Source organism: Candidatus Paceibacterota bacterium (assembly GCA_028714635.1).
Lineage (GTDB): Bacteria > Patescibacteriota > Minisyncoccia > Phycocordibacterales > JAQTLZ01 > JAQTLZ01.
In genome coordinates this window covers 1-10,406 of the sequence record JAQTLZ010000010.1, presented here as the reverse complement: position 1 = coordinate 10,406, position 10,406 = coordinate 1, and the positions used below count along the sequence as shown (strand labels likewise).

The 10,406-nt window shown below is 44.7% G+C and carries 12 protein-coding genes and 6 tRNA genes; 10 read left to right on the top strand and 8 right to left on the bottom strand.

The window, feature by feature from the left end; genetic code table 11:
* Nucleotides 1–338: 338 nt before the first annotated feature.
* Nucleotides 339–410, bottom strand: a tRNA-Glu gene (locus tag PHS53_04950).
* 94 nt (nucleotides 411–504) lie between these two features.
* Between PHS53_04950 and PHS53_04945 the strand changes: the two genes are divergently transcribed.
* The 6 genes from PHS53_04945 to tsaD all read left to right on the top strand — a co-directional run bounded on the left by PHS53_04945 (nucleotide 505) and on the right by tsaD (nucleotide 3,695).
* Nucleotides 505–594: transfer RNA gene (locus PHS53_04945), tRNA-Ser, on the top strand.
* 7 nt (nucleotides 595–601) lie between these two features.
* Entirely contained in the window at nucleotides 602–1,135 is a 534-nt protein-coding gene (locus PHS53_04940) for an AAA family ATPase (protein MDD5357458.1), read from the top strand.
* A 2-nt stretch (nucleotides 1,136–1,137) separates the two neighbouring features.
* Nucleotides 1,138–1,611, top strand: coding sequence for an NUDIX domain-containing protein (locus PHS53_04935; GenBank protein MDD5357457.1), 474 nt, complete (start codon nucleotides 1,138–1,140; stop codon nucleotides 1,609–1,611).
* 61 nt (nucleotides 1,612–1,672) lie between these two features.
* Nucleotides 1,673–1,745: transfer RNA gene (locus PHS53_04930), tRNA-Val, on the top strand.
* A gap of 25 nt (nucleotides 1,746–1,770) precedes the next feature.
* The gene (locus tag PHS53_04925) at nucleotides 1,771–2,547 is read left to right on the top strand and encodes an undecaprenyl-diphosphate phosphatase (GenBank protein ID MDD5357456.1); all 777 of its coding nucleotides are present in this window, start codon (nucleotides 1,771–1,773) and stop codon (nucleotides 2,545–2,547) included.
* On the top strand, nucleotides 2,547–3,695 hold the full coding sequence (tsaD, locus tag PHS53_04920; GenBank protein ID MDD5357455.1) for a tRNA (adenosine(37)-N6)-threonylcarbamoyltransferase complex transferase subunit TsaD: 1,149 nt from the start codon (nucleotides 2,547–2,549) through the stop codon (nucleotides 3,693–3,695). The genes PHS53_04925 and tsaD overlap by 1 nt, the downstream gene beginning before the upstream one ends.
* 3 nt (nucleotides 3,696–3,698) lie before the next feature.
* Here the strand turns inward: tsaD and PHS53_04915 are convergent, their stop codons facing one another.
* Complete coding sequence (locus tag PHS53_04915) at nucleotides 3,699–3,854, bottom strand: hypothetical protein (GenBank protein ID MDD5357454.1); 156 nt, start codon at nucleotides 3,852–3,854, stop codon at nucleotides 3,699–3,701.
* A 282-nt stretch (nucleotides 3,855–4,136) separates the two neighbouring features.
* Between PHS53_04915 and PHS53_04910 the strand changes: the two genes are divergently transcribed.
* The 4 genes from PHS53_04910 to PHS53_04895 all read left to right on the top strand — a co-directional run bounded on the left by PHS53_04910 (nucleotide 4,137) and on the right by PHS53_04895 (nucleotide 8,078).
* Nucleotides 4,137–6,281, top strand: coding sequence for a valine--tRNA ligase (locus PHS53_04910; protein MDD5357453.1), 2,145 nt, complete (start codon nucleotides 4,137–4,139; stop codon nucleotides 6,279–6,281).
* Nucleotides 6,282–6,300: 19 nt separating this feature from the next.
* A complete protein-coding gene (locus PHS53_04905; GenBank protein ID MDD5357452.1) occupies nucleotides 6,301–7,008 on the top strand; it encodes a PrsW family glutamic-type intramembrane protease in 708 nt (235 codons plus the stop codon).
* 22 nt (nucleotides 7,009–7,030) lie between these two features.
* Nucleotides 7,031–7,486 (top strand): Hsp20/alpha crystallin family protein, encoded by a 456-nt coding sequence (locus PHS53_04900; GenBank protein MDD5357451.1) that lies wholly within the window; start codon nucleotides 7,031–7,033, stop codon nucleotides 7,484–7,486.
* A gap of 115 nt (nucleotides 7,487–7,601) precedes the next feature.
* A complete protein-coding gene (locus tag PHS53_04895) occupies nucleotides 7,602–8,078 on the top strand; it encodes a hypothetical protein (GenBank protein ID MDD5357450.1) in 477 nt (158 codons plus the stop codon).
* Nucleotides 8,079–8,285: 207 nt separating this feature from the next.
* On the opposite strand, the gene PHS53_04890 is transcribed toward PHS53_04895, so the two are convergent.
* From PHS53_04890 to PHS53_04865, 6 genes are all read right to left on the bottom strand, one after another.
* Nucleotides 8,286–8,358: transfer RNA gene (locus PHS53_04890), tRNA-Phe, on the bottom strand.
* 163 nt (nucleotides 8,359–8,521) lie between these two features.
* Nucleotides 8,522–8,776: a hypothetical protein gene (locus PHS53_04885; GenBank protein MDD5357449.1), complete on the bottom strand. Its 255-nt coding sequence runs from the start codon at nucleotides 8,774–8,776 to the stop codon at nucleotides 8,522–8,524.
* An 83-nt stretch (nucleotides 8,777–8,859) separates the two neighbouring features.
* Nucleotides 8,860–9,231 (bottom strand): hypothetical protein, encoded by a 372-nt coding sequence (locus tag PHS53_04880; protein MDD5357448.1) that lies wholly within the window; start codon nucleotides 9,229–9,231, stop codon nucleotides 8,860–8,862.
* 305 nt (nucleotides 9,232–9,536) lie between these two features.
* A tRNA-Arg gene (locus PHS53_04875) sits at nucleotides 9,537–9,608 on the bottom strand.
* A 187-nt stretch (nucleotides 9,609–9,795) separates the two neighbouring features.
* Nucleotides 9,796–9,866: transfer RNA gene (locus tag PHS53_04870), tRNA-Gly, on the bottom strand.
* 3 nt (nucleotides 9,867–9,869) lie between these two features.
* Nucleotides 9,870–10,250, bottom strand: a complete 381-nt coding sequence (locus PHS53_04865) for a septum formation initiator family protein (protein MDD5357447.1) — start codon at nucleotides 10,248–10,250, stop codon at nucleotides 9,870–9,872.
* Nucleotides 10,251–10,406: the final 156 nt, after the last annotated feature.

Sequence of the window (10,406 nt, the reverse complement as noted above, 5' to 3'; positions counted from 1 at the left end):
AAAATACTGAAATCTGGACCCTGAACTGGACTGTAGAACACGACCGATACAAGTACTGCAATATATGCAATTGCAAACAAAGCATTGTAAAAAGGGTTTTTGGTCATACGTTTAGTATACGGCAAATCATTGAGGGCGAGAAGTGATTCGACACCGGGAATGTCGGTCGTTACACGACCAATAACCTGCCGGGATACCTCTCCTTACAGGAGCAGTTTCCTCGTTGGAGATTTTGTTTTGCTTCGCTCACAAAATCTGCTCAACGAGGCTTCGACTCCCGGTCACGAGCAATCCCCATTGCTCGTTTAGGGTCAGCAAATTCGCTTACGCGAAATTTGTGACCCTACCGGGAGTCGAACCCGGATTACAGCCTTGAAAAGGCCGTGTCCTAACCATTAGACGATAGGGCCATACGAGTAGATAAATAACTCGTAAAAACAGAAGAATCATATCATTTTTTGTAAAAATGGCAAAAAATTGCTAGGATAGAGCCTTATAAATCTTGGAGGAGTGGCTGAGCGGTTGAAAGCACTGGTTTCGAAAACCAGCAGGCTCGAAAGGGTCTCGCGAGTTCAAATCTCGCCTCCTCCGCCAAAACTATATGCAATCCAAAAAATTCATCCTCATCATCTACGGAGCATCTTGTGCGGGAAAATCAACCATTACTGAAGAGTTAATGAAAGTGGTACCTGAAATGTTCCACATTCGAAAAGACAAAATCAAGTGGTTTATTTCGCAATATGAAAGCATGATGCATAACGATATGCTTCACAACATGGCATATGACCTAGGAAAAAGAGCGGTGAAAGATGGCCTCTCACTTATTATGGAAGGCACGCCAAAAGTAGAATCCGGACTCTGGAAGAATTACAAAAAGCTTGCAGATGAGAACGGAATGGCATTTTATGAAGTGAACATGGAAGCAGACCTTGAGGTTCTAAAAAAGCGATTTCAGGAAAGAGTGGACAATATGCACACATCAGGAAGGAAGCTGGCAAATAAAAGTATGGAACATTTTTTATTTCTCCATGATCTCTATCTGAAGAGCAAACACGAAGGAATTCCTACTTTCTATTCAGACAAACAATCTGTTGAAGAAATCACTGGAGAAATTTTGAAAATAATCGGCAACTAATTATGCCCCATATCCACGAAAAATTTGATTTTACTTCGACCGTTTACATCGTGTACAAAGGAAAAGTTCTGCTTCGTAAACATGAAAAATATCACATCTGGATCGGAGTCGGTGGGCATGTAGAGCTTGATGAAGAACCAAATCAAGCCGCAATTCGCGAAGCAAAAGAGGAAGTGGGCCTCGATATAAAACTTATTCACCCCCACAAAGAACCCCCACTAAAGGATTATTCGGACATAACCAATTCGCGCCAGCTCATTCCGCCAGCTTTTATGAATCTTCATAAAATAAATGCGGTGCATAGCCATATAGATCTCGTATTTGCAGCAACATCAGATTCAGATAATGTTGTACCCGAGCAAAAAAGTGATGAGTGGAAGTGGCTTAGTCCGGACGAAGTCGAGAAAAGTCAGGAAATTTCTGACCGGGTAAAAAATTACGCAAAAACTGCAATAAACCTTGCGTCTAGAAAATAATCTCTTTTTCTGTTAGATTGATAGAGTTTTGGGACGGTTAGTCAGTTGGTGAGAGAAAAGCGGGCGATTAGCTCAGTTGGTAGAGCGCGTCATTGACGTTGACGATGTCAGAGGTTCGAATCCTCTATCGCCCACCGTATAATTAATTTACTCACAAACATGACCATCATCCACGCAATTATTCTCGGCATCATCGAAGGAATCACCGAATTTCTTCCAATTTCTTCGACGGGTCACATGATTCTTGCGGGGAATCTTTTGCATATTCCGCAAACAGAATTTCTCAAGACATTCGAAATTTTTATCCAGCTTGGTGCAATCTTGGCTGTAGTTGTGCTCTTTTGGAAACGACTTACCACAAGCATCGAATCCTGGAAAAGAATCATTATCGGATTTATCCCAACCGGAATCATCGGCCTCGCTTTATATAAAGTTGTAAAAACTTACCTCCTCGGCAACAGCACTGTGGTACTCTGGTCGCTTCTACTTGGCGGCATCGCGATTTTGGTATTCGAGCTTTGGTACAAAAAACAGGAGGGGGAAAGAATCGAGAACATCGAATCAATTTCGTATAAAAAATCTGCGCTTATCGGTCTCGCTCAAGCCGTGGCAATCGTGCCGGGAGTTTCCCGCTCTGCGGCAACAATTGTCGGAGGACTTCTTCTCGGCATCAAGCGTGAGACAATCGTGGAATTTTCTTTTCTTCTCGCGATTCCAACAATGCTCGCAGCAAGCGGACTCGATCTCTTAAAAAGTGCTTCATCCATACAGACGAGCCAAATTTATCTTCTCGCCATCGGCTTTGTCGTCTCATTCGTGGTTGCGCTTGCAAGTATCAAATTCCTCCTCAATTTTGTTAAAAAACACACCTTCATTCCCTTTGCGATTTATCGGATCGCGGTTGCAATACTCTTCTGGATTCTTATAGTAAGGTAATGATTATTTTAGGAATAGAAACAAGCTGTGACGAAACAGCTCTTTCGCTTGTCGAAGCGACAGGAACCCTCGAAAATCCTCAATTTCGCCTCCTTTCTGCTACCCTTTTCTCACAAACAAAACTCCACGAAGAACATGGTGGAGTGGTGCCGATGCTTGCAAAACGCGAACACCAGAAAAATTTGATTCCACTTTTGAAAAAACTTTTGGAGGAATCGGGTTTTTCAAAGTCAAAACAAGAAAAAATTGATGAGAAAGGAATAGAAAAAATACTGGAGAGAGAACAAGAACTCGCTCCCCTCTTTCTCGAATATATTCCGACGATCGAAAAGCCGAAAATAGATGCAATCGCAGTTACCTACGGCCCTGGGCTCGAGCCGGCGCTTTGGGTTGGAGTCAGTTTTGCGAAAGCACTTTCATACATTTGGAACATTCCAATCATTCCGGTCAATCATATGGAAGGACACATTGTCTCTCCGCTTCTCACAGAAAATACAAAAATTGAATTCCCCGCTCTCGCACTCCTTATTTCCGGAGGACATACAGAACTTGTGCTCACGGAAAAATGGGGAGAGTATAAAGTGATTGGAAAAACTCGGGACGACGCTGTTGGCGAGGCTTTTGATAAAGTGGCACGGCTTCTTGGACTTCCTTACCCTGGGGGACCAGAGATTAGCAAACTTGCAGAGAAACAGCGCCAAAGTGGAGCTAGCTCCACTTTGGCGCTCCCCCGCCCAATGCTCAAGTCTGATGACTATGATTCCTCTTTTTCCGGACTCAAAACTTCCGTATTGTATAAATTAAAAGAAATCGGCGAGCCAACAGCAGAAATCAAAGCAGAAATTGCAAAAGAATTCGAAGATTCTGTTACAGAAGTACTTGTATCAAAAACCCGCAAAGCAATCGAAGAATTCGGCCCGCAAACACTCATCATCGCTGGAGGCGTGTCAGCAAATTCGCATATAAGAAAAAGTTTTGAAAAATTAGCCGAAGATTTCCCTCAAACGAAGCTTCTCATCCCCTCAAAAGAGCTCTCAACAGACAATGCAATTATGATTGCCGGAGCGGGATATATAAATTTTCTATTAAAAGAAAAAACGGCCGGAGTGAACCAGCCGCTTGAGGCGCGAGGGAACTTATCACTCTGAAAATCAGAGGGTGAAAAAATTCTTCACCCATTCGATCGAACAGTAAACGCCCACCAGCCCGAGAGGCAGACCGTACAGCACAGCGCAGTACGTAAGATAGAAAAGGATCGCTTCTCCATCTTTGTTTTTTTCTGCCGGACTACTCGTTGAATTAACCATGTCCTGTCTCCTTTTTCCTCTAGCAAGGACAGTCCTTGCTAGTCTGGTAATGGCTCACTGAAGGCCACATTTGCGTTTACAAACCACCCAGAACTTATCACGGTATCGTTCGGGCATCATGAAGTCCCATCCATCAACGTACATCTCCATTACGTGACGATAGAGAATCCAGGCCCACAGAAACTTGACACCTCTCGAGAAAAATCTAATGTACCTCATGGTAAAGGTCTCCTTTCTTTTTCAAATCTACCAGAATTCATCCAAAAATGCTATTATTTTCCGATGGACGAAAAATTCTTAAAGCCCTACGACGCAAAAGCGACCGAGGGAAAAATCTACAAGCTCTGGGAAGAGAGCGGTTTTTTTAATCCTGATACTTGTGTTGCGAAAGGCGTTACCAAGGCTGACGCCCCTTCGTTTTCAATTCTCATGCCCCCGACCAACGCCAATGGTTCTCTTCACGCTGGCCACGGGCTCGTGATGACTATTGAGGACATTATGGTGCGATACAAGCGCATGCGAGGCTTCAAGACGCTCTGGCTCCCCGGCCTCGACCATGCCGGTTTTGAGACGCAAGTAGTGTACGAAAAAAAGCTTGAGAAAGAAGGCAAAACCCGTTTTGATTTTCCGCCGGAAGAACTCTACAAAAACATTCTTGATTTTACGCTTGAAAATTCAAAAAATATCAAATCACAAGTGGCGAAAATGGGAGCTTCATGCGATTGGTCTCGAGAAAAATTCACTCTTGATCCGGAGATTGTAAAAACGGTTTATCAAACGTTCAAAAAACTCTTCGAGGATGGACTCCTCTACCGAGGCAAGCGAATCGTCTCGTGGTGCCCACGGCATCAGACCAGTTTTTCTGATCTTGAAATTGCCGACGTCGAGAAAACCGAGAAATTTTACTACCTCAAATACGGACCTTTTGTGATCGGTACATCACGACCGGAAACAAAATTCGGTGACAAATATGTCGTGATGCACCCGAAAGACAAGCGCTATGCGGAATACAAAGACGGACAAAAAATCGATCTTGAGTGGATAAATGGCCCGATTACCGCCACAGTTGTAAAAGACGAAGCGGTAGATATGGAATTCGGTACGGGTGTTATGACTATTACCCCTTGGCACGACGGCGTAGACTTTGATATTGCAAAACGGCACAACCTCGATATGGAGCAGATTATTGACCTCAAAGGCAAACTTCTCCCTATTGCCGGAGAGTTTGCTGGTCAGCATATTTCAAAAGCTCGTGAAGCGATTGTTGAGAAATTGCAAGGAAAGGGATTGGTTGAAAAGATTGACGAGAACTACAAACACAACGTCCACACTTGCTACAAATGCGGGACAACTATCGAACCGCAAGTGCTTCCTCAGTGGTTCATCAAGATGAAGCCGTTGGCAGAAAAAGCGCTTGAGAGAATAAAAGCTGGAGAAATAAAATACATTCCCGACCATTACGAAAAAATCACAACGCACTGGCTTGAAAATATTATGGACTGGAATATTTCCCGCCAGATCGTCTGGGGAATCCCTATTCCTGCAAAAATTTGCGATGGATGCGGAGAAGGATACGTTGACCTCGACGACACACTTTCAAAATGCACGAAGTGTAAGGGAGCACTTCGAAAAGATACTGACACATTCGACACGTGGTTCTCATCGGGGCAATGGCCATTTGCAACACTCGGCTTCCCCGATGGAAAAGATTTCAAGGATTTCTATCCAACGGATGTGATGGAGACTGCCGGAGAAATTATCTTTTTCTGGGTGTCTCGCATGATCATGCTTGGAATTTATAGAACCGGCAAAGTCCCTTTTAAGACTGTGTACCTGCACGGCCTTGTGCTCGACGCAAAGGCGCAAAAAATGAGTAAGTCAAAAGGCAATGTGATAAACCCGCTCGACCTGACCGAAAAATTCGGGACTGACGCGTTCCGCATGGGAATGGTTGTCGGGAATACTCCGGGAACAAGCCTCGCCCTTTCCGAAGACAAAATCCGCGCTTACAAAAATTTTGCAAATAAAATTTGGAATGCAACGCGATTTGTTCTCGAGAGTACGCAAGATTTTGATACTAAAGCCTCACCAACAGTAAGCGAAAAAGATAAAGGGCTTTTGGCAGAACTCGACGACGCAATGCGAGACATCACCAAAGACATGGATAATTTCCGTTTTTATCTCGCAGGAGAAAAGCTTTACCATTACTTCTGGAACACTTTTGCAGACGTTATTATCGAGGAATCCAAGCCAATTATAAGCGGAACGGATGAATCCGCTAAACAATCCCGCCAATCTACCCTCCTCCACATTCTGAAAACCTGCCTCAAAGCCCTTCATCCATTCGTGCCTTTTGTTACGGAAGAGATTTGGAGCTCGCTCGAAGATACCGAAAGCCTCCTTATGGTGGAAAACTGGCCTGCTTAGATAAGGTACAATAAAGGTGATGATAAACGCAGAAACAGTATTTTGGGCAATGCTCGGAGGCTTTATCCCCGCGCTTTTTTGGCTTTGGTTTTGGCTTCGGGAAGACACCATTCACCCAGAACCGCGCGGTCTTATCGTCCTCGCTTTCTTCGCAGGGATGATTGCTGCCCCCCTTGCACTTCCGCTTGAAAAATATGTTTCCTCACATGGATTCGGAAACGGTCTGACATTTCTTCTCTGGGCAGTGATCGAGGAGAGTTTGAAATTTTTCGCCGCTTACGTTGCCGCGCTTGGAAAAAAGAATATGAATGAACCGGTAAACGCCTTGATCTATCTCATTACCGCAGCATTAGGATTTAGCGCCATTGAAAACACCTTTTTCCTGATGCAGCCGCTTGCCGCAGGAAATATCGTCGAGACTTTGCTCACGGGTAACCTTCGCTTTATCGGCGCGTCGCTTCTCCACACCGTCTCTTCAGCTATGGTTGGCCTCTTTATCGCTCTCGCCTTCTACAAGAAGGAGGGAACAAAAAAACTCTATATTCTTTACGGATTGTTCTTCGCAATCATATTGCACACCCTCTTTAATTTCTTTATAATAGAAGGCAATAATACATTCATGGTATTTGCGGGAGTGTGGATGGCAGTCATTGTGCTTATGGTTTTCTTTGAGAAAGTAAAATCAATCCGGCCTTCAAAAACAAAACTTGTTCTTAAAACACGATAAATTATTAACTTAACTTCTCTCTATGCTGAAAGATAAAAAATCATTTTTTGAAAGACTTACCGGCGCAGTCAAGGTAGATGACACACAGAGAGGAGTTCAGGATGAGAAAGAGAATGAAAAGGGTGAATGGATGGAAGAAGAGGCGGAAGAAGGCCAGCTCGCTGTAGATGTGCACCAAACACCTGAAGAAATCGTCATAAAGACTATGGTGGCGGGAGTACGGCCTGAAGATTTGGATGTAAATATCACTCGCGACATGGTGACAATCAAAGGCAAGCGAGAAGGCGAAAGAGGCATTTCAGATGAAAACTATTTTTCAAAAGAGCTGTATTGGGGTTCTTTTTCCCGCACAATTTTGCTCCCTCAAGAAGTAGAACCTGAAGAATCCGAAGCGATAGAAAAACACGGCCTTCTCATCATCAAATTACCGAAAATAAATAAGGGAAAGCAGACGAAACTCAAGGTGAAGACGATTTAGTTTGCAGGAAATCGATTCTAGAGAAAGCTTGGCAAAATTGCCCAAGCTTGTTATTGTTTGCCTAGCGTGTACCAAAAGAGCAGTTTTCGCATCTCATTGAAAAAAGGAGTTCGCCATGAATGTCGAGACTTTGTACCCGCCAATCATGGTGGGAACAGTTTGCAGAAGCTTCGAAGAAGCGCTCAAGCAGGGCGGGTACAGTTGGGTCAATCCGGATATTACGGCAGACAAAGTTGGCCAAGTCTGCATGATCCGCAGGGAAATTCACGTCGTGCCACCCGACCCCGATCTCTGGGCTCGCGAAGGCTGGCAACTCTGTCGAAACGGTGTCTGGCCACTCCTGGATCTCATGGTTCTGTTCGAAACAGATCCTTTCCTGAAGGAACTCTGCGGTTTTGATATTGTGGCTGCAGAACCAAAGAATCCAGCATCAATCTTTGGTGGTCACTCGGGCGCACCGAGCCATATCTGCGTCCGGCAAAGTCTTACATTGCCGGAATTCAAACGCGGCCTTGATTTCACTCCTGTGCGAGGGGGATGGAAGGGGTGGGATTCCAGATGGCGAGTGCTCGTAGAAAAAATCTCGCAATAGTATGAGAACACTTCGGACCCTGAATGCCTTACGGCAAACAGGGTCCGTTTTTTTGTGCCGAGACCCAGGTTCGACTACTACATAGCCAGGTGGTTTTCGATTTGCTTCCAGCAAATAACGAAAACCCTTTCGAAGCTGGCCAGAGGCAAAGCAGTTTGCCTCTTTCCTCGGTCAAGAGAAAACCGCCCTTTCGGGCGGTTTTTCTTGTGCCGAGGACCAGGTTCGAACTGGTGACCCTTCCCTCTTCAGGGGAATGCTCTACCAACTGAGCTACCTCGGCGAATTTTGCCACACAAAATTCGGATCGAAAGATTTTTAGCCGAAGGCGTAAAAATTTTCGACCAAATACACTAGCTCTTCAGACGACTTTCGAGCTAGAACAAGTAGTACTTTACCCGTTTTGGGCTATCTTATCAAGTTAATTAGAGAAGGAAGAAATCCGTCTATTTTTTAAAAGGATTGAAACTGTTGAAATTATCCACACCCGTTTGAATACTGGAATATGTTGAAATCAACTGATTGATATACGGCTGGATGAAATAATACGAGCCGACGCTAAACCCGATAATAATGAGCCAATAAATGAGGTGCATTATCGAACCGAATTTTGCTCGTCGATTCATCTTTTTGAGAAGCTGATTGTTTTCTTGGTTCAAAGCAAGATTTTTTTCGAGCAGAGTTTTTATTTCGGGATCCATAACAAGAAGTATAGCAAAAAATCGAGAAAATAAAACGAGTCTCTGTCGCTTTTCGGCAACAAAGACTCGCACTCCCAAACAATCTACCTGATCCGCTTCAAAATTGGGTCCCAGGTCAGGCCGAGGTGTTCAACCATAACCGCTTGAACGGAACAAATGATGGCTTCAGTCACCGTTTGGGACCAGTGTTCCAGGTGAGCGTACTCGACCTTCTCGTTCCACAACTTCTTGAGCTGAGGACTCAGGCTCGCCGTGAGAGTTACATTGATGGGCACCTTGTAGCGCCCAACCTTTACAACCTTCACCTTCGGCGCACCGGGCTTAATTACTTGGCCCGATCTGACGATTGCCTCAATGAAAACGAAAAAATCATCCGCCCCCAATTCCTTTTTTGTCTTTGGATCCCCCCGATCCACTGACAAAGCCCTTGTATCGAACGGCGCGATCACTAGCATGCGACCTCCCTCACTAAAATTGAACAAAACTGCGACTCCCTCGCAGCGCAGGTTGGCTATTCCCCGCTTTCAAACAGCCAAAACTGGCTAATAGAGTACCATGGGTTTTGATTAGGTCAAAATTGGATTGTTGAAAAGTTGTGGTCACGGGCAGGAATCGAAACTTACAGTTTCAGTACCCCGATTGGTTCGCCATTAGGCGAAGCTCAATCGGGCTTCGATTCTGGCACAGAGGCATCTTTATGCCTCTTCTGGGGCACAAAAAAAAGAAAAAGCCCGAGTTAATCGGCTTTTTCTTTTTTTTGTGCCCCAGGCCAGAATCGAACTGACATCCAACCCTTAGGACGGGTTTGTTCTATCCATTGAACTACTAGGGCTTATTAAACTAGTGCGGGATGGGAATCGGTCAGGAGTAATTTGTTCACCGTCGTGAACAAATTCTCACGACCCTAGCTCGCAGTTTTTGCTACTGCAAAAACATAGCTCCGCTTTTTCGATTACCCCCGAAAGGTGTTTCGACACCTTTCTCATCCCGCACGAAAAAGCCTATTCGGCTTTTTCTAGTGCGGGATGGGGTAATCGAAACCCCGCCTCAACCTTGGGAAGGTCGCGTTCTGCCACTAAACCAATCCCGCATTTCAACGTGTAATCCATGCCCACAATCGTGCCCACCATCCATTTCCGGAATCATCTGTGATACTTGGCGCTGGTGCGGTGCTATCTACAATCACCGCCATTTGTTCTCCCGCTTTCGCAACGCGAAATTTCTGCCTTATTTCTTCTTCCACCCCGCCTGGCGAGGAAAGTTTCTTGATTTCACCGCTTAGGTAGTCGTTTCTTTTATTCAACTCATCAAACCGCCTCTCCGTGATCGCTAAATTTTGACTGCTTTCCTTCTCTTTCTGATACACTCCCCAGGTAGCTCTTGCCACAAAAAAAACCGCCAGACAGAGTATAAAAAGAGTGGTCTTGGAATACAAAATCCTTCGGAATTTTCTTTTTTCCTCAAGCGGAAGCATGGATTTTTACAAGAAATACTAGAGCTTGAGAACAATCTAATGCCGAGCAAGAATCTTAAAATTTTGTGCGAAAATCGTCGAATTTTAAGGAAGCATATCGAGATACGCTGACGAGAAATTCGCGATTTGCAGCCAAAATTATAAGATTATGGCCGG

What these genes read in the sequence shown, in the direction of transcription:
- PHS53_04880 (MDD5357448.1), bottom strand. Translation starts at nt 9,231, where the DNA reads ATGCTAGTGATCGCGCCGTTCGATACAAGGGCTTTGTCAGTGGATCGG.
- tsaD (MDD5357455.1), top strand. Translation starts at nt 2,547, where the DNA reads ATGATTATTTTAGGAATAGAAACAAGCTGTGACGAAACAGCTCTTTCG.
- PHS53_04940 (MDD5357458.1), top strand. Translation starts at nt 602, where the DNA reads ATGCAATCCAAAAAATTCATCCTCATCATCTACGGAGCATCTTGTGCG.
- PHS53_04915 (MDD5357454.1), bottom strand. Translation starts at nt 3,854, where the DNA reads ATGGTTAATTCAACGAGTAGTCCGGCAGAAAAAAACAAAGATGGAGAA.
- PHS53_04865 (MDD5357447.1), bottom strand. Translation starts at nt 10,250, where the DNA reads ATGCTTCCGCTTGAGGAAAAAAGAAAATTCCGAAGGATTTTGTATTCC.
- PHS53_04895 (MDD5357450.1), top strand. Translation starts at nt 7,602, where the DNA reads ATGAATGTCGAGACTTTGTACCCGCCAATCATGGTGGGAACAGTTTGC.
- PHS53_04885 (MDD5357449.1), bottom strand. Translation starts at nt 8,776, where the DNA reads ATGGATCCCGAAATAAAAACTCTGCTCGAAAAAAATCTTGCTTTGAAC.
- PHS53_04900 (MDD5357451.1), top strand. Translation starts at nt 7,031, where the DNA reads ATGCTGAAAGATAAAAAATCATTTTTTGAAAGACTTACCGGCGCAGTC.
- PHS53_04905 (MDD5357452.1), top strand. Translation starts at nt 6,301, where the DNA reads ATGATAAACGCAGAAACAGTATTTTGGGCAATGCTCGGAGGCTTTATC.
- PHS53_04925 (MDD5357456.1), top strand. Translation starts at nt 1,771, where the DNA reads ATGACCATCATCCACGCAATTATTCTCGGCATCATCGAAGGAATCACC.
- PHS53_04935 (MDD5357457.1), top strand. Translation starts at nt 1,138, where the DNA reads ATGCCCCATATCCACGAAAAATTTGATTTTACTTCGACCGTTTACATC.
- PHS53_04910 (MDD5357453.1), top strand. Translation starts at nt 4,137, where the DNA reads ATGGACGAAAAATTCTTAAAGCCCTACGACGCAAAAGCGACCGAGGGA.